General features: G+C 68.7%; 19 protein-coding genes. 3 read left to right on the top strand and 16 right to left on the bottom strand.

Annotated features, from left to right (window positions below):
• Nucleotides 1-124 precede the first annotated feature (124 nt).
• From ACI3KT_RS08050 to rsmA, 5 genes are all read right to left on the bottom strand, one after another.
• Nucleotides 125-1,138 (bottom strand): LacI family DNA-binding transcriptional regulator, encoded by a 1,014-nt coding sequence (locus ACI3KT_RS08050; RefSeq protein WP_292907837.1) that lies wholly within the window; start codon nucleotides 1,136-1,138, stop codon nucleotides 125-127.
• A gap of 294 nt (nucleotides 1,139-1,432) precedes the next feature.
• Nucleotides 1,433-1,852 (bottom strand): hypothetical protein, encoded by a 420-nt coding sequence (locus ACI3KT_RS08045; RefSeq protein ID WP_292907839.1) that lies wholly within the window; start codon nucleotides 1,850-1,852, stop codon nucleotides 1,433-1,435.
• Between the two features lie 68 nt (nucleotides 1,853-1,920).
• On the bottom strand, nucleotides 1,921-2,853 hold the full coding sequence (locus ACI3KT_RS08040; protein WP_292907841.1) for a 4-(cytidine 5'-diphospho)-2-C-methyl-D-erythritol kinase: 933 nt from the start codon (nucleotides 2,851-2,853) through the stop codon (nucleotides 1,921-1,923).
• A 7-nt stretch (nucleotides 2,854-2,860) separates the two neighbouring features.
• Entirely contained in the window at nucleotides 2,861-3,928 is a 1,068-nt protein-coding gene (mgrA, locus tag ACI3KT_RS08035) for an L-glyceraldehyde 3-phosphate reductase (RefSeq protein WP_404903513.1), read from the bottom strand.
• On the bottom strand, nucleotides 3,925-4,773 hold the full coding sequence (gene rsmA, locus ACI3KT_RS08030) for a 16S rRNA (adenine(1518)-N(6)/adenine(1519)-N(6))-dimethyltransferase RsmA (protein ID WP_404903511.1): 849 nt from the start codon (nucleotides 4,771-4,773) through the stop codon (nucleotides 3,925-3,927). The genes mgrA and rsmA overlap by 4 nt, the downstream gene beginning before the upstream one ends.
• 36 nt (nucleotides 4,774-4,809) lie before the next feature.
• Between rsmA and ACI3KT_RS08025 the strand changes: the two genes are divergently transcribed.
• Nucleotides 4,810-6,084, top strand: a complete 1,275-nt coding sequence (locus tag ACI3KT_RS08025; RefSeq protein ID WP_404903509.1) for an MFS transporter — start codon at nucleotides 4,810-4,812, stop codon at nucleotides 6,082-6,084.
• Here ACI3KT_RS08025 and ACI3KT_RS08020 read toward each other — a convergent pair.
• The 6 genes from ACI3KT_RS08020 to rsmI are packed head-to-tail and all read right to left on the bottom strand — an operon-like array spanning nucleotide 6,063 to nucleotide 11,860.
• A complete protein-coding gene (locus ACI3KT_RS08020; protein WP_404903507.1) occupies nucleotides 6,063-6,941 on the bottom strand; it encodes a TatD family hydrolase in 879 nt (292 codons plus the stop codon). The two genes, ACI3KT_RS08025 and ACI3KT_RS08020, sit on opposite strands and share 22 nt — an antisense overlap.
• The gene (locus tag ACI3KT_RS08015; RefSeq protein WP_404903505.1) at nucleotides 6,941-7,261 is read right to left on the bottom strand and encodes a hypothetical protein; all 321 of its coding nucleotides are present in this window, start codon (nucleotides 7,259-7,261) and stop codon (nucleotides 6,941-6,943) included. The genes ACI3KT_RS08020 and ACI3KT_RS08015 overlap by 1 nt, the downstream gene beginning before the upstream one ends.
• A gap of 2 nt (nucleotides 7,262-7,263) precedes the next feature.
• Nucleotides 7,264-8,841: a methionine--tRNA ligase gene (gene metG, locus ACI3KT_RS08010; protein WP_404903503.1), complete on the bottom strand. Its 1,578-nt coding sequence runs from the start codon at nucleotides 8,839-8,841 to the stop codon at nucleotides 7,264-7,266.
• 42 nt (nucleotides 8,842-8,883) lie between these two features.
• Complete coding sequence (locus tag ACI3KT_RS08005) at nucleotides 8,884-10,395, bottom strand: molybdopterin-dependent oxidoreductase (protein WP_404903502.1); 1,512 nt, start codon at nucleotides 10,393-10,395, stop codon at nucleotides 8,884-8,886.
• 17 nt (nucleotides 10,396-10,412) lie between these two features.
• Nucleotides 10,413-11,042: a class I SAM-dependent methyltransferase gene (locus ACI3KT_RS08000; protein WP_404903500.1), complete on the bottom strand. Its 630-nt coding sequence runs from the start codon at nucleotides 11,040-11,042 to the stop codon at nucleotides 10,413-10,415.
• Nucleotides 11,039-11,860, bottom strand: a complete 822-nt coding sequence (gene rsmI / locus ACI3KT_RS07995; RefSeq protein ID WP_292907859.1) for a 16S rRNA (cytidine(1402)-2'-O)-methyltransferase — start codon at nucleotides 11,858-11,860, stop codon at nucleotides 11,039-11,041. Before rsmI ends, ACI3KT_RS08000 begins: the two co-directional genes overlap by 4 nt.
• 35 nt (nucleotides 11,861-11,895) lie before the next feature.
• Between rsmI and ACI3KT_RS07990 the strand changes: the two genes are divergently transcribed.
• A complete protein-coding gene (locus tag ACI3KT_RS07990; protein WP_404903498.1) occupies nucleotides 11,896-13,449 on the top strand; it encodes a dolichyl-phosphate-mannose--protein mannosyltransferase in 1,554 nt (517 codons plus the stop codon).
• Nucleotide 13,450: 1 nt separating this feature from the next.
• On the opposite strand, the gene ACI3KT_RS07985 is transcribed toward ACI3KT_RS07990, so the two are convergent.
• The 3 genes from ACI3KT_RS07985 to ACI3KT_RS07975 are packed head-to-tail and all read right to left on the bottom strand — an operon-like array spanning nucleotide 13,451 to nucleotide 16,390.
• Nucleotides 13,451-13,939, bottom strand: coding sequence for an Lrp/AsnC family transcriptional regulator (locus ACI3KT_RS07985; protein WP_404903497.1), 489 nt, complete (start codon nucleotides 13,937-13,939; stop codon nucleotides 13,451-13,453).
• A 1-nt stretch (nucleotide 13,940) separates the two neighbouring features.
• A complete protein-coding gene (locus ACI3KT_RS07980; protein WP_307298219.1) occupies nucleotides 13,941-15,332 on the bottom strand; it encodes an amino acid permease in 1,392 nt (463 codons plus the stop codon).
• Complete coding sequence (locus ACI3KT_RS07975; RefSeq protein ID WP_404903496.1) at nucleotides 15,329-16,390, bottom strand: histidinol-phosphate transaminase; 1,062 nt, start codon at nucleotides 16,388-16,390, stop codon at nucleotides 15,329-15,331. Before ACI3KT_RS07975 ends, ACI3KT_RS07980 begins: the two co-directional genes overlap by 4 nt.
• A gap of 188 nt (nucleotides 16,391-16,578) precedes the next feature.
• Between ACI3KT_RS07975 and ACI3KT_RS07970 the strand changes: the two genes are divergently transcribed.
• Nucleotides 16,579-16,797 (top strand): hypothetical protein, encoded by a 219-nt coding sequence (locus ACI3KT_RS07970; RefSeq protein WP_292907867.1) that lies wholly within the window; start codon nucleotides 16,579-16,581, stop codon nucleotides 16,795-16,797.
• 1 nt (nucleotide 16,798) lies between these two features.
• Here the strand turns inward: ACI3KT_RS07970 and ACI3KT_RS07965 are convergent, their stop codons facing one another.
• Nucleotides 16,799-18,598 (bottom strand): thioredoxin domain-containing protein, encoded by a 1,800-nt coding sequence (locus ACI3KT_RS07965; RefSeq protein WP_404903494.1) that lies wholly within the window; start codon nucleotides 18,596-18,598, stop codon nucleotides 16,799-16,801.
• A gap of 46 nt (nucleotides 18,599-18,644) precedes the next feature.
• On the bottom strand, nucleotides 18,645-19,214 hold the full coding sequence (msuE, locus tag ACI3KT_RS07960; RefSeq protein ID WP_292907869.1) for an FMN reductase: 570 nt from the start codon (nucleotides 19,212-19,214) through the stop codon (nucleotides 18,645-18,647).
• Nucleotides 19,215-19,261 lie beyond the last annotated feature (47 nt).

Raw genomic sequence — 19,261 nt, 5'->3', positions numbered from 1 at the left:
GTTGCTGTGGTGCTCACGGATCTTCCTCGCGCCTTCGCGGTCATCTTCCATGTGACCGTTCACATTGGTTTATATGGTCTACGTTCCACGGGGCAGTGTCAAGCCCGTGATCGAATCGTGCTCTTTATCGCATCGCCGAAGACTCGCGCAGACGCAGCGTCGTCTGCAGCGGCCCGAACTCCGGCACGGCCTCGCCGCGGATCTGTGCGAGCAGGATGCGCACCGCCCGTCGACCGAGCTCGGTGAAGTCCTGATGCACGGTCGTCAACGACGGGGCGACGTGAGCGGCCACCGGGATGTCGTCGAACCCGACCACGCTCACATCCGCGGGCACCCGCACGCCCGACACGCGGAACCCGTGCATGAGTCCGATCGCCATCTGATCGTTGGCGACGAAGATGCCGGTGAAGTCACGCCTGCGCGACAACTCCTCACCTGCGAAGAACCCGAAGTCCGCCGTCCAGTCGCCGCGGATCGGCGGGAATGTGGGCAGGTCGGCGTCACGCAGCGCTTCGAGGTATCCCCGCATCCGCGACTCCGCCTCGATCCAGTCCTGCGGCCCCGCGAGATGGAGGATGTCGGTGTGGCCCAGGGAGATCAGGTGTTCTGTGGCCGCCCGCGCACCGGCGACCTGGTCGGCGGAGTGGCTGACGCCGTCGGACCCGGATGCGGTCTGCAGCGTGACGAACGGGATGTCGACCGCCATGCCGCGCAGCACATGGAACACCCGCACCTGCGGGGCGAGCACGACGATGCCGTCGACCTGCTCACGAGAGAGCTGGCGCAGCGCCTGGCCGATCGCCTCGGGAGTGGTCGCCGAGAGGTTCAGCGTCGAGACCGAGTAGCCCGCTTCGCGCGCTGCATCCTCGATCCCCACGATGGACGACGTGGGGCCGAACTCCCCCACGGTCGCCGACAGGATGCCGAGCATGTTCGACTTGCTGGTCACCAACGCGCGGGCCGCGAGGTTCGGCCGGTAGTCGAGCACCGAGATCGCGTCGAGCACCTTCGCCTTGGTCTCCGGACGGATGCTCGGATGATCGTTCAAGACGCGCGACACCGTCTGATGCGACACCCCCGCCAGCCGCGCCACGTCGCGGATGCTCGGCATCCTCCCGCGCTCTGAAGCCGTCGACATCACAGCCTCCTCGCATGTGCACGGTCACATAGAACACCCCCATTATGTACACAGAACGCTTCGTGCGCATTCGCGTCTCGCCGAGCAGGGCTCTTGCGCCTCCTCCCAGCAACCTCTCAGCAAAAAACCTTGTCCCCCATTTGGGGGACAAGGTTGATCGGGGTTACCCTCGATATGCAGCTGGGGCTGTCTGCCGGATTTTTGGGGAACCGACAGCAGATGTATCGCCTCCTTCACGGAGACTCGCGCCCTCCCGGGAACCCGAATCCTGAGAGGGCGCGGTGCGTCTCGGCGTCAGCCGCGCGCCGCCATCCCCGCATAGAGGAGGCTCCCCGTCTGCGGGTCGGCCAGCACCTGAACCTGCTCCCCCACCCGCGGGATCTCCAGCCGCGACACCAAGGCGTGGATGGCCACCGCCTGGTCTCCCACCTGCAGGGTGAGCACGATGCTGGGGTTGTCATTGATCGTCTGCCCGGTGTCCTGCATCCCGAGCACCGTCGCGGGCTGCGTCGGCACCCCGGCCGCGCGCAGCGCCGCAACGTGCTCGGCCTGATGGATCGACGATGTCGCCTGCTGCATGGCCTCGGTGAACTCGAGACCCATGAACGCCTTGGTCATCTTTCCCATGAACCCGCGGCCTGCGGCGATGTCATCGGCCATCTGCATGGCCTCTTCCTGACGCTCCTGCGCCGACTTGCGGTTGAACAGTCCCATGATCGCTCCCTGTGGTGGTTGACGTACCGCCACGCTATGGAACGGCCGACGTCTACCGATCACGGATCTCAGGAGATGATTCGGGCTCCAGGCACCGGCCCATGCACATGCAGCGATTCGAGGCCGCGATCGCGCAGCGCCGCCTGCACCTGTTGAGCACCCTCGGGGTCGGCGCACAGCAGAGCGACGGTGGGGCCCGAACCGGAGACGATCCCCTGCAGCGCCCCCGAGCTCACGCCGAGCCGGATGGTCTCGTCGAGATCCGGACGCACGTCCACGGCGGCGGCCTGCAGGTCGTTGAACAGACTCCCGGCGAGCTCTTCCGCGTCTCCTGAACGCAGCGCCTGCAGCACCGGGACCGGAACGTCGAGAGACAGCGGCGGATCGTCGGCGAACGCTCCCTCCTGCTCGCGCAGCACATCCAGACGCTCGTAGACGAGCGGCGTCGAGAGTCCTTCTTCGCTGGTCACCAGCACCCAGTCGAAGCGTCCGCGCGCCAGCGCGGGATTCAGTTGATCGCCGCGGCCGGTGCCGACGGCGGTGCCTCCATGCAGCGCGAACGGCACGTCCGCTCCGAGGCGTGCGGCCAGTTCGTGCAACCGGGTCTGCGAGAATCCGGTTCCCCAGAGCGCGTCGCACGCGACCAGCGCCGCCGCAGCATCCGCCGATCCACCGCCCATGCCGCCGGCCACCGGGACGCTCTTGCGGATCTCCAGTGCGACGCCGCCGTCGTAGTCGGCTGCTGCGGCCAGCAGCTTCGCGGCGCGCATCGCCAGATTGCGATCGTCGAGCGGCACGGAGTCGGGGTCGTCGAGCCCCGACACGGTGATGGAGAAGTCGGATGCCGGTCTGGCGATCACGTCTTCATAGAGCGAGACGGCTTGGAACACGGTCGCGAGCGCGTGATAGCCGTCGTCGTGGCGCCCCCCGACGCCGAGATACACGTTGATCTTCCCCGGCGCGCGCACATGCACGGCTCCGATCGACGACAAGACGCTCATTCCCGGCTCACAGATCCGAGGACTTCGCCCACAGATTGACGTCGATGGAACCTGCGAGTTCGTCGATGCGCCCGAGCTCGTCGGCGGTGAAAGCCGCACCGTTCACGGCCGCGATGTTCTCATCGAGCTGCTCAGGTCGCGAAGCGCCGACAAGGGCCGAAGCGACGACGGGATTGCGAAGCGTCCACTGCAGCGCGAGCTGAGCGAGGGATTGCCCGCGTTCCCGCGCGATGTCGTTCAACGCGCGCAGGGCGTGCACTGCGGATTCGGGCAACGGCTCGTCCGACAGCGAGCGGCGCTTCTGCGCGCGCTCGGCCGTGCCGTCTCCCAGGTACTTGTCGGTGAGCAGCCCCTGCGCCAGCGGCGTGAATGCGATCGCACCGAGGCCTGACTGCTCGAGGGTCTCGGTCAGCCCGCCTTCGATCCAGCGGTTGAGTATCGAGTACGCGGGCTGATGGATCACGAGCGGGGTGCCGAGCTCCTGAGCCACCGCGACGGCCTCGGCCGTCCGCTCGGCACTGTACGACGAGATGCCCACGTAGAGCGCCTTGCCCTGCCGCACCAGAGTGTCGAGGGCGCCGACGGTCTCAGCGATGGGCGTGACGGGATCGACCCGGTGCGAGTAGAAGATGTCGACGTAGTCGAGGCGCATGCTCGTGAGCGACTGCTCGGCGCTCGCGAGGATGTACTTGCGGCTCGCGTAGTCGCCGTAGGGTCCCGGCCACATGTCCCAGCCGGCCTTCGACGAGATGATCAGCTCATCGCGGTACGGGCGGAAGTCCTCGGCGAAGATGCGTCCGAAGTTCTTCTCCGCAGATCCGTAAGGGGGTCCGTAGTTGTTCGCGAGGTCGAAGTGCGTGATGCCGCGGTCGAAGGCGTGCCGCAGCAGGGCGCGCTGGTTGTCGAGCGGGATGTTGTCGCCGAAGTTCCACCACAGGCCGAGCGAGATCGGCGGAAGGTAGAGGCCAGACGTGCCGACCTGGCGGTAGTCGAACTGCTCGTAGCGACTCTCCGCGGCGGCGTAGGGCCGGTGGATCTCAGGGACGTCAGGGCTGAAGCGCGGCGAGGGTCTCACCGTGCCAGATTAGCCCCTGCGATGCGCTGATAGTCGTCGACCGTCAGGTCTTCGCCGCGGGCGGTCGGCGCGACGCCTGCCGCCTCGAGGATCTCGGAGGCCGCCGCCGAGCTGCCGAAGATGCCCGAGAGCGCCTGCCGCAGCATCTTGCGACGCTGGTTGAAGGCGGCATCCACGATCTGGAAGGTGCGCCGACGTTCGTCGATGGACCCGCGCTCGCCTGCGGCCCGGTCGAATCCGACCAGCAGGCTGTCGACGTTCGGCACCGGCCAGAACACCTGGCGAGACACTGTGCCCGCCAGTTTCCACTCGCCGTACCATGCGGCCTTCACGCTCGGGGTGCCGTAGATCTTCGAGCCGGGCTTCGCGGCGAGGCGCTCGGCGACCTCGGCCTGCACCATCACCACGCCGCGCTGCAGGTGATCGAAGGTCTCGAGGAAGTGCAGCAGCACGGGCACGGAGATGTTGTAGGGCAGGTTCGCCACCAGCACTGTCGGCTCTCCCGGAAGCTCGGTCACGCGCAGCGCGTCGGCGTCGACCACCGTCAGCATGCCCGGCTCGACGCCGTGGTCGGCCGCTGTCCGCGGAAGGCGGGCGGCGAGGCGGTGATCGATCTCGACCGCGGTGACCGATGCTCCCGCTTCGAGGATCGCGAGAGTCAGCGAACCGAGACCCGGACCGACCTCGACCACGTGCTCGCCGGGCTGCACGCGCGCCGCATGCACGATCTTGCGCACGGTGTTCGCATCGACCACGAAGTTCTGGCCCAGCTTCTTGGTGGGAGTGACGTCGAGCTCGGCGGCAAGACTGCGGATCTCGGTTGCGCCGAGGAGGGTGACGGTCATTGCTCCATTGTCCCCTACCCTCAGTAGTCTTCTGGGATGCCCTCCCTCGGTGACGTGATCGCGCCTCGACGCATGGGCGCCGATTTCCGGTGGCTGCTCGCGTCTTCGTGGACCAGCAACGTCGGCGACGGGGTCGCTCTGGCCGCGGCGCCGTTGTTGATCGCCTCCATGACGTCGTCGCCGATCCTCGTGGCCGCGGGCGCCATCCTGCAGTTCCTGCCCTGGCTGGTCTTCGGGTTGCACGCGGGCGCCATCGCCGATCGCTTCGACCGCCGACGGCTCGTGATGCTCGCGAACGGAGCGCGTGCCGTCGTGCTGCTGGCGCTGTGCGTGTTCCTGTTCACCGGCACCGCGAACATCGGGATCGTGCTGGCCACCGCGTTCCTGTACGGCACGGCCGAGGTGTTCGTCGACACGGCGGGCAGCACGCTGCTGCCGATGATCGTGAAGCCCGCGGATCTCGGCATCGGCAACGCGCGGCTTCAGGCGGGCTATCTCGTCGCGAACCAGTTCGCCGGTCCCCCGCTCGGGGCGTTCCTGTTCGCCGCAGGCACCGCGTGGCCATTCCTGCTCGAAGTCGTCTGCGTCGCGCTGGCCGTGGTGCTGATCTCGCGCATGGCGCGCACGCCCGTGCCACCGCGCGCTTCGACGGACTCAGCGACCGAGAAGTCGCACGTGCACACCGACATCGCCGAGGGTCTGCGCTGGCTCTGGCGCAATCCGCCGGTACGGATGCTGGTGCTCATCATCCTCGTCTTCAACGTGACCTGGGCAGCGCCGTGGGGCGTGCTCGTGCTCTACGCGACAGAGCACCTGCACATGGGGGCCATCGGCTACGGCGCCCTCACCACGGCGTCCGCGGCCGGAGGTCTGCTGGCGACCGTGAGCTTCGGCTGGCTCGAACGCCACGTGTCGTTCGCGACCCTCATGCGCGTCGTCCTGTCTCTCGAGGTGCTCATGCACCTCGCGTTCGCCCTCACGACGGTCGGCTGGGTCGCGCTCGTGATCATGTTCGTGTTCGGCGCCTACGCCTTCGTCTGGGGCACGATCTCGACGACCGTTCGGCAAAGGCTGGTGCCGCACGAGCTGCAAGGTCGCGTGTCGTCCGTGAACATGGTGGGGGTGTTCGGCGGCATGGTGATCGGCCAGGCTCTCGGCGGCGTGATCGCCGAGATCTGGGGTCTCACCGCGCCGTGGTGGTTCGCCTTCGTCGGAGCGGCGCTCACGCTCGTGCTCGTGTGGCGCCCGATCTCACAGATCGTGAGCGCCCGGCCGGTCGAAGATCCGGATCAGTCGGTGAAGGAGCCGTAGACCCGCAGAGTGTTCTCGGCGAGCTGTGCGCACAGCTCGTCGACGTCGAGATTCAGTTCTGCGGCCATGAACCGCACCGTGATCGGCACGAGGTAGGGCGCATTCGGGCGACCGCGCAGCGGCGTCGGGGTGAGGAACGGAGCGTCGGTCTCGACGAGGACGCGATCGAGCGGCGTCACCGCGAGCGCATCGCGCAGGTTCTGCGCGTTCTTGAAGGTGACGTTGCCCGCGAACGACAGGTGGTAGCCGGCATCCGCGCAGATCCTCGCCATCGCGTCGTCGCCCGAATAGCAGTGGAACACCGTCTTCTCGGGGGCTCCGACGCGGGTCAGGGTCTCGAGGACCGCCACATGCGCGTCGCGATCGTGGATCTGCATCGCGATGCCGTGCTTCTTCGCCAGCGCGATGTGCGCCTCGAAGGACTCGAACTGCGGCGCGCGGCGCTCCGGTTCGGTGCGGAAGAAGTCCAGGCCGGTCTCCCCGATCGCCCGTGTGCGCGGGTGAGCAGCGAGTTCGTCGATCACCCTGATCGCCTCGTCGAGCATTCCCTGCTCGGCATACGTCGGCGCGTCGTTCGGATGGATCGCCACGGCGGCGAGCACCCGGGGATCGGATGCCGCGGCCTCGACGGCCCAGCGCGACGACTCGATGTCGCCAGAGGCCTGCACGACACCGGCGATGCCGGCGGCGGCGGCGCGATCGAGCTGCTCGCTCAGCGACAGCGGCTCATCGCCGTCGAGGATCTCCAGGTGCGCGTGGTTGTCATAGACCGCGACGGCGAGCGGCTCGGGCGCCGGCGGATACTTCAAGTCCTTGCGCCCGTCGCCCGAGCGCTCCCGCACGTAGGTCTCGACCATCAGAGCGACGCCGTGATCTTCTCCATGAGCTTCTTGGCGCTCTTCGCGTTCTTCGCGCCGTCCATGAGTGCGACCGGACGGTTGTGGTGCGTGTTGAGAACCAGGTCGATGCGGCTGCCTGCGGCGCCCGGAGAGACCACGATCTGCCCCTCGAGCTCCCAGGAGAGCATCGTCTTGCGCGTCGTGAAGTTCACCGCGAGCGCCTCGGGGAACCGCTGGGTGATCGTGCACTTCTCGGCGAGCAGCGCCTGCTCGACTCTGGCGGCGACGTCCTGCGGCGAACCGGGGACCTCTGCGGACTGGCGGGCTTCGGAACTCATGCTCAGACCCCCTGCTCGACCCGCGGGAACAGCGGCGCGAGGCCGTTGACGCTGGTGCCGGAGCGCAGCACGCCCCACGCGCCAGCCTCGCGGAGCGGCTGGTCCTGCAGACGACCGATCGATTCGGCGGCGCCCAGCGCGACCCAGAGCTTCTCGGTCGACTGCGGCATCACCGGCGACAGCAGCACGGCGAGTGCCCGCAGGCCCTCGGCGCACGTGTACAGCACGGTGCCGAGTCGCCCCCGCTGCTCCTCGTCGCGGGCGAGCGCCCACGGCTCGTTTTCGGTGATGTATCCGTTCAGGGCGTCGACGATCGTCCAGATCTCCTTGATGGCCTCGTCGATGCGGAACTGCTCGATCGCGGCATCCGCGTTCTTCGCCGCGTCCGCCACGATCCGCTGGATCTCGAGGTCCTTCTCGGTGTACTCGGCTGCGGGCGGCACGATGCCCTCGAAGTACTTCTCGATCATCGCGGTCGTGCGCGATGCGAGGTTGCCGAACCCGTTGGCGAGCTCGGCCTGGTAGCGGGCCGACAGATCCTCCCACGAGAACGAGCCGTCCTGTCCGAACGCGATCGCCGAGAGGAAGTAGAAGCGGTAGGCGTCGGAGCCGAAGACATCGGTGATCTCGGTCGGCGCGATGCCGGTGAGCTTCGACTTCGACATCTTCTCGCCGCCGACGAGCAGCCAGCCGTGCGCGAACACGCCCTTGGGCACGTCGAGACCTGCGGCCATCAGCATCGCCGGCCAGATGACGGCGTGGAAGCGCAGGATGTCCTTGCCGACCACGTGATATGCGGGCCATCGGCGGGCGAAGGTCTCCTCGTCCTCGCCGTAGCCGACTGCCGTGGCGTAGTTGAGCAGCGCATCGACCCACACGTAGATGACGTGCGAGCTGTCCCACGGCACCTCGATGCCCCAGTCGAATGCGGAGCGCGAGATCGACAGGTCCTTCAGCCCCTGCCGCACGAACGAGACGACCTCGTTGCGCGCGGACTCCGGGCGCACGAAGTCGGGCTCGGTCTTGTAGAGCTCGAGCAGGCGGTCCTGGAATTCGCTGAGCTTGAAGAAGTAGTTCTTCTCCTGCAGCAGCTCGAGCGGCTTGGAGTGGATCGCGCAGACCTTCAGGCCCTCGAAGGGCCCCGTTCCGTCGAGGATCTCCGACTCGGGCTTGAACTCCTCGCAGCCGACGCAGTAGAGCGCCTCGTACTCGCCCGCGTAGATGTAGCCGCGGTCGTAGATGGCCTGGACGAATTTCTTCACGCGCTCCTCATGCCGCTCCTGCGTGGTGCGGATGAAGTCGTCGTTCGCGACATCGAGGGTCTTCAGCAGCGGGAACCACGCCTCGGTGACGAGCTTGTCGACCCACTCCTGCGGCGTGACGTTGTTCGCCGCTGCGGCGCGGAGCATCTTCTGGCCGTGCTCGTCGGTGCCCGTCAGCATCCAGGTGTCGTCGCCGCTCTGACGATGCCAGCGCGCGAGCGCGTCGACCGCCACCGAGGTGTACCCGTGGCCGATGTGAGGCACATCGGAGGGGTAGTAGATGGGCGTGGTGATGTAGAAGGATTCGCCTGCGGGCATGGGGTCAATTCTAGGTGGGATGCCGAAGCGGGTTACGCCGGGTCAGCGCACTGCGATGGTGATGCGGTGCCACCCCGTCGCGCCGTCCGGAGCAGGCGGCGCTGCAGCATCTGTCTGGGTGACCGCGTCGGCGCCGATCGCGCGGCATTCGATCTCATGCGAACCGCTCTCGGCCGTCCAGGCGAGGTGCCACTGCACCCAGGTGTCGTCGGAGATCGCCGCAGCCAGGGTCGCCCGCTGCCACTCGCCGCCGTCGATGCGCACCTCGACGCCGTCGACGCCGACGTGCTGCTGCCAGGCCATCCCGGCGATCACCACCTCGCCGGCGTCGACGGAACCGCGCGGCACGTCGATACGCGACTGCAGTTTGATCGGCCCCCGCTCCGACCAGCCGCGAGTGGTCCAGTACGCGGTGGCGCGATCGAACCGGGTGACCTCGAGTTCGGTCACCCACTTCGTGGCCGACACGTAGCCGTAGAGTCCTGGCACCACGAGCCGCACCGGGAAGCCGTGCTCGACGGGGAGCGGCTCGCCGTTCATGCCGACCGCAAGCAGCGAGTCGCGCTCGTCGGTGAGAGCCTCGAGCGGAGTGGATGCCGTGAACCCGTCGATCGATGTCGAGAGCACCATGTCGGCATCCGCATGCACACCGGCGCGAGTGAGCACGTCCCGCACCGGCAGCCCGAGCCAGCGGGCGTTGCCGATCAGATCGCCGCCGACGGTGTTCGACACGCATGCGAGCGTCACGTCAGCCTCCTGCAGGGGCGATGCGAGCAGATCGTCCCAGGTGAGCACGACCTCGCGGTCGACCATGCCGTGCACGCGCAGACTCCAGTCGGCCGGATCCACCTGCGGGACGATCAGCGCGGTGTCGATGCGGTAGAAGTCGGCGTTGGGCGTGACCACGGGCGCGAGCCCCGGGATGCCCAGCTCGGCGGCCTGCGGCACCTGCGGCGCGGCCGCCGCCGGCTTCGGCAGGCGGAGCGCGCTGCGAATCGTCTCCACGCTCTGCGAGGCGGTGCGGGCGACGTTCGATACGGCGAGCGCGAGCAGGCCGGATGCCGTCGCCACGGCCGTCCAGACCAGGAACTTCCGCCGCTCCGGCTCCTCCTCGCGCTCGCTGAGCGAGATGAGCCCGCGAACCGTCAGCGCCGCCACGCCGCCCGCGAGGAGCGCTGGGATCGCGGCGAGCAGCGCTCCGTCCGAGCGGACGACGGCGATCACCGCGCCGACGACGCCGAGCGCGGCGAAGGCCACTGCGCCCAGCGGCGGCCGGCGTCGCTCCAGCATCCCGGCTGCGAACGCCACTGCCAGGAGGACCACGGCGATTCCCACGAGCAGCGCCGCCTTGTCGCCGGTGCCGAACCACGCGATCGCGGTGTCCTTCGCCCAGCTGGGGGCGATGTCGATCAGCGCTCCGCCGACGGCCGCGAAGGGACTGGCGGACGGCAGCAGGAAAGCCGCGACGACCTCACCGAGCCCCGTGCCGAGCAGCACCGACACGATGCCGAGGACGCCCGGCCTCGGTCCTGTACGCACTCGCTCCCGCACCATGGTCCGAGGGTACGCGCTCAGCCTGCCGATCGAGGGATGACGGCGGTCACGGAGGCGTGCGGTCGCGCGCTGATCTCCCCGGGCTCACGGGCACGGCGTTCGCCGCCCGTGACCACGAAGCCGGCATCCACCAGCAGCTCCCCGAGCGTCTCCTGGTTCCAGTAGTACGCCGGGGCCACGGCATGCGCGAAGGGCTCGCGCGGCTCCCCCTCGAAGAATCCGATCAGAAGACCGCCGCCCGGTGCGAGAGCGCGTGCGAACTCGGAGAGGACGTCGTGCACCTCGGCGGGCGGAGTGTGGATCAGCGAGTACCACGAGAGGATGCCGCCGAGAGATGCTGTCGGCACAGGGATACGGCGGAAGGATCCCACCTCGAACGGGAGCCCGGGGTACGTCGAGCGCGCGAAGGCCACGAAGCTCTCCGTCAGGTCGATCCCGCGCGCGTCCCGCCCGTCCTCTGCGAGGAGCGCCGTCCACTGCCCGGGCCCGCATCCGACATCCAGCAGAGGACCAGTCGTCTCGTCCCGCCAGCGCACGACCGCGGCGACGTCCCTTTCGTCCATCTGCTCCAGAACGCCGGCGATCTCGATGTACTCGGCCGCTCTGCTGCCATACGCCGCTGCGATGCTCGAGTCTGAAGAGATCATGACTTCCGGGCGGCGAGCGCGGACTGGTACAGGTCGCGGGAGGACAGCCCGGTGAGCCCGGCGACTTCGGCGGCGGCGTCCTTCAAGCGGATGCCGGAGGCCACGAGAGCCTGCACCTGGGTGAGCGCGTCGTCCGCCGAGGCGACTCGGGCGGCCGCCCCCTCAACGACGACGACGATCTCGCCCTTCACTCCATCGGCGGCCCACGCCGCGAGCTCTGCGGCGGTCCCCCGGCGCACCTCTTCGTAGAATTTCGTCAGCTCCCGGCACACCGCGATCCGGCGTTCGTCGCCGAAGGCCGCGCCCATGTCGACGAGCGAGGACGCGAGCCGCGACGGCGACTCGAAGAACACCATCGTGCGCGGCTCGGCCGCGAGGGCACGCAGCGTCGAGCGCCGCTCCCCCGGCTTGCGCGGCAGGAATCCCTCGAAGGTAAAACGGTCGGTGGGCAGCCCCGAGATCGCGAGGGCCATCAGCACCGCGCTCGGGCCCGGGATCGCTGTGACCGTGACGCCCTGGGCGACGGCTTCGGCGACCAGCCCGTACCCGGGGTCGCTGATCGCGGGCATCCCCGCGTCGCTGACGACGACCACGTCCGACTCCAGAGCCAGAGCCGCGAGCTCTCCCGACTTCTGCTTCTCGTTGTGGTCGTGCAAGGCGATCAACCGCGGTCGGTTCTCGATCTTCAGGGCCTGCAGGAGCCGCCCGGTCGTTCGCGTGTCCTCCGCGACGACGACCTCGGCGTTCTCGAGCACCTCGATCAGCCGCCGAGAGGCGTCGCCGAGATTTCCGATGGGCGTGGCGGCGAGAATGATCACACGCTCAGCCTATGCGCGTTGTCTAGGCTGTAGCGGTGACTGAACCTGCCCCGCTGCTGCCACCCCCCGACGAGCGCCTCACACGCTACGGGCAGCTGCGCGACAGCATCCTGCGCACCCCCGACTGGGGACGGATGATCGCATGGTTCGCGCCCCTCGTCGTCACCCTGGTGGCGGCGGTGCTGCGCCTGGTCAATCTCGGCCATCCTCACCAACTCGCCTTCGACGAGACGTATTACGTGAAGGACGCCTGGTCGCTGTGGACGCTCGGCTACGAGGGCACCTGGGGCGAGAACGCGAACGAGGCGTTCATCACCCTGCAGCAGCTCCCCCTCGACCCCAAGGGCTCGTTCATCGTGCACCCGCCGCTGGGCAAGTGGCTGATCGCTCTGGGAATGGCTCTCGGTGGACCCGACAACAGCGTCGGCTGGCGCCTCGCGACCGCCCTTCTCGGCACCGGCACGGTGCTGCTCACGTATCTCATCGCTCGCAAGCTCACCGGCTCCGTCGTCGTCGCGACCGTCGCCGGCGGTCTCCTCGCGATCGACGGCCTCAGCATCGTGCTGAGCCGCATCGCCCTGCTCGACGGCATCCTCACCTTCTTCATCATGCTCGGCGTGCTGTTCATCCTGCACGACAGAGCGCGCACGATCCCGCTGCTGGAGAGACCCGATGAGGACGAGCCCGAGCCGATGTGGGGGCGCGTGCTCTGGCGCCGCCCATGGCTCGTCGCGGCCGGCCTCGCTCTCGGCGCGGCGTGCGCCGTGAAGTGGTCCGGCCTGTACGTGCTGGCGGCCTTCGGACTGTACGTCGTGGTGACGGATGCTCTCGCCCGCCGCCGTGCGGGGGTCGTCCTGTGGCCGACAGCGGCGGCATTCCGTCAGGGACCGGTGTCGTTCGTGCTGCTGGTCGTCCCCGCGTTCGCCGTCTACCTCGCGAGCTGGACGGGCTGGCTCGTCACCGCAGGCGGCTACAACCGCGACCTCGACCCGAACCCCTTCATCTCGCTGTTCCGGTATCACCAGGCCATCCTGAACTTCCACGTCGGCCTCAGCAGCGGCCACCCTTACGCGAGCCCCGCCTGGGAGTGGCCGTTCCTGCTGCGCCCGACGGCTGTGTGGGTCGGCAGCGATCCGGCGGGCTGCGGCACGGATCACTGCATCGCCGTGATCAGCAGCATCCCGAATCCCCTGATCTGGTACGCGGCCGTCGCGGCATCCGTGTATCTCCTCTACCGCCTGGTGCGGGCCTGGATCCAGAAGCGCCCGATCGAGCCCGCCCTCACCTTCCCGCTCATCGGACTGGCGGCGACCTACGTGCCGTGGCTGATGTTCCCCGAGCGCACGATCTTCCAGTTCTACACCGTGGCGATGATGCCGTTCCTCGTGCTCGGCCTCGCGATGACGATGCGAGTTATCGCCGGACGACGGGACGATCCCCTGTACCGGCGCCATGCCGGCGAGCGCACGGTCACGGTCTTCCTCGTGTTCGCCGTGCTCGTGTCTGCGTTCTTCTATCCGGTGTGGACCGGCATGAGCGTGCCATACGACTTCTGGCTGCTGCACAACTGGCTGCCGGGCTGGGTCTGAGCTAGCTCTTCTCGGCCTCGGCCTCGGCGACGTGCGCGACCAAGGGCAGCACACGCCCCGAGAGATGCGTGCGCATCGCGATGGATGACGCCGTGCGCGCGACGCCGGGCACGACGGCCACCCGGTCGAGCACGTCCTGCAGCTGCACGGCGTCTCGCGCCACGAGCCGCAGCTGCATGTCGCTCGCCCCGGTGACGGTGTGCATGTCGACGATCTCGGGCACCGCGTCCGCGAGCGCCGCCGCGACCTCGTCGTGTCCCACCTTCTGATCGATCTCGACCAGGCAGAACGCCACGAGCCCGTACCCGAACCCGCCGGGCTCGATGCGGGGAACGATCGCATCGATCACGCCGCCCTCGTGCAGACGCGCGAGCCGGCTGGTCGCGGCGCCGCGAGCGATGCCGAGCCGGCGGGCGCACTCCAGGATCGGCAGCTGAGGTTCCTCGGTGAGTAAACGGATCAGTGCGGCGTCGAGTCGATCGATCTGCACGTCACGGCTCCCTGACGACTCCGGGCCGCGCCACCGCGCGTGTGAGACGGGCGACGATCAGGAGCAGGGCCGTCAGTCCGATCGTCAGGAGCAGCTGGATGCGGGCCGCCGGGTCGATCATGGTGAGGGCGATGACGCCCGCCAGCAGCACCAGGCACAGCCACGACAGCCACGGGAATCCCCACATGCGCATCGGCATCACCTCGCCCGACCGGTCGGCACGACGACGGAGGATGATCTGCGAAACCGCGGTCGACGTCCAGATCACGAGCAGCGTCGAGCCGACGACGTTGAGGAGCGCCGGCAGCACGGTGTCCGGGAACGCCCAGTTCAGCGCGACGGTCACGAACCCGAAGACCACCGAGGCCAGCACCGCGACGAACGGCACGCCGTTGACGGTGGTGCGGGTCGCGGCGAGCGGCGCGAGGCCGCGCTCGCCGAGCGAGTAGGCCATCCGAGAGGCGCCGTAGATGTTCGCGTTCATCGCCGAGAGCAGGGCGATCACGACGATGAGATCCATCACGAGCCCGACGCCGGGGACGTTCAGAGTGTCGAGCACGGCCGAGAACGGTCCAGCCTTGACGGCGGGATCGTTCCAGGGAAGCACGGCGACGATCACGAAGATCGAGCCGACGTAGAAGATGAGGATGCGCACGAGCACCTCGCGGACGATCCTGCGGATGTTTCGCGAGGGGTCGTCGGATTCGGCGGCCGCGATCGCGACGACCTCGGTGCCTCCGAAGGCGAACACGACGATCAGCAGTGCCGCGGCGACGCCGGTCATCCCGTTCGGTGCGAAACCGTCGTGTGCGACCACGTTGCCGACGCCGGTGGCGGGGACGCCGGGGACGAGGCCGAGGATCGCGCACACGCCGACGATCAGGAAGGCGATGATGGCAGCCACCTTGATCGCCGCGAACCAGAACTCGAAGCGTCCGTAGTTGCGTACGCCGAACAGGTTCACGGCGGTGAGCGCGGCCACGAAGACCAGCACCCAGACCCAGGCCGGGATCGCGGGAACCCATCCTGCGACGATGCCTCCTGCGCCGGTAGCCTCGGCCGCGATCACGACCACGAGCTGTATCCAGTACAGCCAGCCGACCGCGCTGCCCGCGCTGCGCCCCATGGCCTTCTGCGCATAAGAGCTGAAGGCTCCCGAGCTGGGACGGGCGGCGACCATCTCGGCGAGCATGGCCATCACCAGCACGACGATGCCGCCGGCGACGAGATAGGAGACCAGCACGGCGGGCCCGGCGATGCTGATCGCCTGTCCGGAGCCGACGAAGAGACCGGCGCCGATCGCTCCGCCGAGGCCCATCATGGATATCTGCCGGCGAGTGAGACCCGGGTGCAGGCCCTTGGTCGTGGTCGTCGTGGTGGGAACCTCGGTCATGCGATCGCCTCCGTGCGAACGAGCGTGGCTGCCACGCGGTCGATGTCTTCGATGCTGCCGGAAGAAATGCGCACGCCTTCGCCCGGGAAGACGCGCGTGATCACCCCGCCCTCGCGGAGCAGCGCCTCGAGTTCCTCGGTGCGCTCCCCCGCGGGCACCCACACGAAGTTCGCCTGCGAAGCGATCGCGGGCCAGCCGGCGTCGGCGAGCAGAGCGCGCAGTCGGTCGCGCTGGGTCACGACCTCATGGATCCGCGCGGCGAGTTCATCCTCGGCATCCAGCGACGCGCGGGCCGCTGCCTGCGCGAGGTCGCTCACACCGAACGGCACAGCGACCTTGCGCTGGTTCTCGGCGACCTCGAGAGGCGAGATCGCGTAGCCGATGCGAAGGCCGGCGAGCCCGTAGGCCTTCGAGAAGGTGTGCAGCACCGCGACGTGCGGATGCTGTCGGAAGAGCTCGATGCCCGCTCCGTAGCTGTCGGTCCGGTCGAAATGCACGTATGCCTCGTCGATCACGACGAGGATGTCGTGCGGCACGGCTGAGACGAAGCGCTCGAGCTCTGCTGCGCTCACGACTGTGCCGGTGGGGTTGTTCGGATTGCACACGAAGATCGCACGGGTGCGCGGCGTGATCGCGGCGAGCATCGCGTCGAGGTCGTGGGCATGCTCGGCATTCAGCGGCACGGCGATCGGGGTCGCGCCTGCGATGCGCACGAGCGACGGGTAGGCCTCGAACGACCGCCACGCGAACATGACCTCATCGCCCTCACCGGCCACGGCGTGGATGAGCTGCGCCGCGAGTTCCACCGAGCCGGCGCCGACGGTCACCAGTCGAGGGTCGATCCCGTAGCGGTCGGCGAGCCGCGTGCGCAGCGCTGCAGCACTCATGTCCGGGTAGCGGTTGATGCTGCCCAGGGCGTCTTGCACCGCTTCCCGCACGGAGGCCAGCGGCGGATGCGGGGATTCGTTCGACGAGAGCTTGGAGGCGCCGGCCGGAGCCGAGCGACCCTGACGGTATGCGGGTACCGCATCGAGTCCGGCGCGGGAGGGAAGAGTCATTCGTCAGAGCGTCCTTGCTGAGATCCGATCGGTCGGTCGTCGTCGACCGCTGTCGCGCAACACTAGAACGGATGCGGGCGACTGGGCAAACGGTTCACTCATCACTGCGCATGGCGCGCATCCGCACGGCGCTTGCGTGCAATCCGCTGAGCAGACTGCACACCCTCGCGAGAGGATACGATCACGTCATGGGAAGCCCGGCCGGATTCGACTACGTGCTGCGCGCCGGCGACGTCGTCATCCGCCACCACGGGAAGGCCGCGACTGTGCTGCGCGGAGCCCGCGCCGCCCAGTTCCTGATCGAGGTCGAGCAGGGCGACCCTCAACTGCTCATGGCGAGAGTCACGGGGAACTACCGTCGTGGCAACGAGCGCGCCGCGAAGCGGCATCCTCGCAACGCCGGCTGAGTCAGCGCGCCGCGATCACCTCGGCGGGCTCGCTCACCGGCAGGCGGCACACGAAACCGCGGCAGTCGTACACCCTCTCCGCCACGTCGGCCCGTGCGTCGAACAGCTCGAATCCGGCGTCTGCGAACTCCGCAGCCTGCGTCGGCGTCACCACGGCGATCACGTCCGCATCAGCTGCCCGCGCCGCCGCCGCGAGATCGCCGTCACGTGCAGCGGTGACCGCGACCACCTGCCGTGGAGCCTCGTTGAGAGCGGCGGCCACCCGCAGCAGGCTGCCGTGCGCGAACGGCTGCTCCCGCGCGCTCTTCGAGAGCGAGCGCACGATCACGACGGCCGAATCCCGGTAGTGCTCCCCCGCCCCGAGTCGCCAGGCAGACAGTGCGGCCATGGCGACGGAGGCGGCGTCAGAGGGCAGATCGCCGTCGGTCTGGTCGGGGGCCGTCGCGATGCCCTGTTCCGACAGCAACGGATCGCCGCCCACCCCGGAAAGCGATTCGTCGAGCACAGCGCGCCCGGTCACGGCCCACGACGCGTCGCCGCTGGCTGCGGCGAGCGCGAACAGCCCGTCTGCGAGAAGAGCGAGATCGGATGCGGTCGCCGATGCCGTCGATGCGACCCCGTCGAGCGACGCACGCACGAGCCTGCCGTCCTGATCGCGATTCTGCCGGAGCACGGCCTCCGCGGCCTCCGCAGCGGCCGACACGAGCGACGGATCGCCGAGTCGCGCGCCGGCGCGGGAGAGAGCGCCGATCGCGAGCCCGTTCCAACCCGTGATGATCTTTCCGTCGACCTCGGGCGGCTGGAGACCTGCTCGCGCCGTGACGGCGCGCAGGTAGTAGCCGCCCTCGTCGCGGCGCCCGTCGATCCAGGACTCCGAATCCTGTGCGGCTCCGAAGCCGCCACCGGGACGACGAAGGGTGGCGATGAGGAAGTCGGCGACGCCTCGCGCCACCGCGTCGTCCCCCACCTCGAGTGCGATGTCGAGCAGCTGGGCGTTGTCGGTCAGCATCCGCTCGTAGTGCGGCACCGTCCAGTCGCTCTGCGTCGCGTACCGGAAGAAGCCGCCGTCTTCGTCACGCAATGCGGACGCGGCCATCGCGTCGAACGCACGGACGCCCGCCGCCGATGCGTCCGGGACGTCACGTCGCACCAGCGGGCTCAGGAGGAAGCCGAGCACCGTCGCCACCGGGAACTTCGGGGCGCCGCCGAAGCCGCCGTGGATGCGGTCCTCCCGACCGGCGATCGCGGTGGCCGCGGTCGCGAGATCGGCGGTGTCGGGCAGGTCGGCTGGTACGGACTGCGCCGCGCGGGCGAGAGCGTCGGCGACGGCATCCGCAGACTCCTCCGCCTGCGCCCGCCGCAGCGTCCAGGCTTCACGCACCGCCGCGAGCACGTCGCGGAACGCCGGCATCGGCGGGCGAGCCTCGGGCGGCCAGTAGGTGCCGGCGTAGAAGGTGCGTCCTCGCAGAGTCGCGAACACGGTCAACGGCCAGCCCAGGTTCTGGGTGAAGGCGGATGCCGCGGCCATGTAGGCGCCGTCGACGTCGGGATGCTCCTCCCGATCGACCTTGATCGCGACGAAGCCCTCGTCGATCAGGGCCGCGATCGCAGGGTCCGAGAAGGACTCCCTCGCCATCACGTGGCACCAGTGGCAGGTCGAGTAGCCGATCGAGATCAACAGCGGAACGTCGCGCCGCTGCGCCTCGGCGAAGGCTTCGGGCCCCCACGGATACCAGTCGACGGGATTCTCGGCGTGCGCCCGCAGGTACGGGCTGAGCGTGTCTGCCAGTCGGTTCGTCACCTCTGTAACGCTACGCCTGTGCGAGGCTCAGCCGGCTCCGTGCATCTCAGCCGGCGAGGAGCTCCACCGGTCTGGTCGCCGCGTACCCGACGAGCGGCAGCGCTCGTTCGGCAGCCAAGGCGATGCGCGATCGCAGCACCTCCGACTCGATCACGTAGCCGGCGAAGTCGGTGTCGCTCGCGTACACGCCCAGCGGGAGGGTGAGCGCCTGGAAGAAGGCGAACAGCGGCCGCAACTGGTGCTCGATGATGAGCGCGTGACGTTCGCCACCGCCCGTCGCCGCCAGCAGCACGGGCTTGCCGACGAGCTCGTACTGCCCGACGAAGTCGAAGAGGTGCTTGAACAGCCCGGTGAACGATGCCCGGTAGACCGGGCTGCCCACGATCAGCAGATCCGCCTGCTCGATCGCGACGATCTTCTCCTCGACCTGAAGCGGAAGCTGGTCGCGGCGGAGGGCTCCGGCCAGCGCCGGCCCGATGTCGGTGAGCTCGATCAGTTCGAACTCGATCTCGGCGCGCTCGGCGATCGCCGCGCCGATGGCGCGGATGAGCGCGGTGGTCTTGCTCGGCTCGTGAAGCGAACCGGACACGGCGACGACACGGTAGGCAGCTGTCATGTCGATGAAGCTACTCCCGGCGACGCCCCGCGTCGCGGGGAGCGACA

It is taken from the genome of Microbacterium sp. ZW T6_19, assembly GCF_044987465.1.
Taxonomy (GTDB): domain Bacteria; phylum Actinomycetota; class Actinomycetes; order Actinomycetales; family Microbacteriaceae; genus Microbacterium; species Microbacterium natoriense_A.
Note: the sequence above shows the minus strand (reverse complement) of the source record. Positions and strands in the feature narration are given on the sequence as shown.

What these genes read in the sequence shown, in the direction of transcription:
- ACI3KT_RS08040 (WP_292907841.1), bottom strand. Translation starts at nt 2,853, where the DNA reads ATGAGCGTCTTGTCGTCGATCGGAGCCGTGCATGTGCGCGCGCCGGGG.
- ACI3KT_RS07970 (WP_292907867.1), top strand. Translation starts at nt 16,579, where the DNA reads ATGGGAAGCCCGGCCGGATTCGACTACGTGCTGCGCGCCGGCGACGTC.
- ACI3KT_RS08050 (WP_292907837.1), bottom strand. Translation starts at nt 1,138, where the DNA reads ATGTCGACGGCTTCAGAGCGCGGGAGGATGCCGAGCATCCGCGACGTG.
- ACI3KT_RS08045 (WP_292907839.1), bottom strand. Translation starts at nt 1,852, where the DNA reads ATGGGACTGTTCAACCGCAAGTCGGCGCAGGAGCGTCAGGAAGAGGCC.
- ACI3KT_RS08000 (WP_404903500.1), bottom strand. Translation starts at nt 11,042, where the DNA reads ATGATCTCTTCAGACTCGAGCATCGCAGCGGCGTATGGCAGCAGAGCG.
- rsmA (WP_404903511.1), bottom strand. Translation starts at nt 4,773, where the DNA reads ATGACCGTCACCCTCCTCGGCGCAACCGAGATCCGCAGTCTTGCCGCC.
- ACI3KT_RS08015 (WP_404903505.1), bottom strand. Translation starts at nt 7,261, where the DNA reads ATGAGTTCCGAAGCCCGCCAGTCCGCAGAGGTCCCCGGTTCGCCGCAG.
- ACI3KT_RS08005 (WP_404903502.1), bottom strand. Translation starts at nt 10,395, where the DNA reads ATGGTGCGGGAGCGAGTGCGTACAGGACCGAGGCCGGGCGTCCTCGGC.
- ACI3KT_RS07980 (WP_307298219.1), bottom strand. Translation starts at nt 15,332, where the DNA reads ATGACCGAGGTTCCCACCACGACGACCACGACCAAGGGCCTGCACCCG.
- ACI3KT_RS08025 (WP_404903509.1), top strand. Translation starts at nt 4,810, where the DNA reads ATGCCCTCCCTCGGTGACGTGATCGCGCCTCGACGCATGGGCGCCGAT.
- ACI3KT_RS07975 (WP_404903496.1), bottom strand. Translation starts at nt 16,390, where the DNA reads ATGACTCTTCCCTCCCGCGCCGGACTCGATGCGGTACCCGCATACCGT.
- msuE (WP_292907869.1), bottom strand. Translation starts at nt 19,214, where the DNA reads ATGACAGCTGCCTACCGTGTCGTCGCCGTGTCCGGTTCGCTTCACGAG.
- metG (WP_404903503.1), bottom strand. Translation starts at nt 8,841, where the DNA reads ATGCCCGCAGGCGAATCCTTCTACATCACCACGCCCATCTACTACCCC.
- ACI3KT_RS08020 (WP_404903507.1), bottom strand. Translation starts at nt 6,941, where the DNA reads ATGGTCGAGACCTACGTGCGGGAGCGCTCGGGCGACGGGCGCAAGGAC.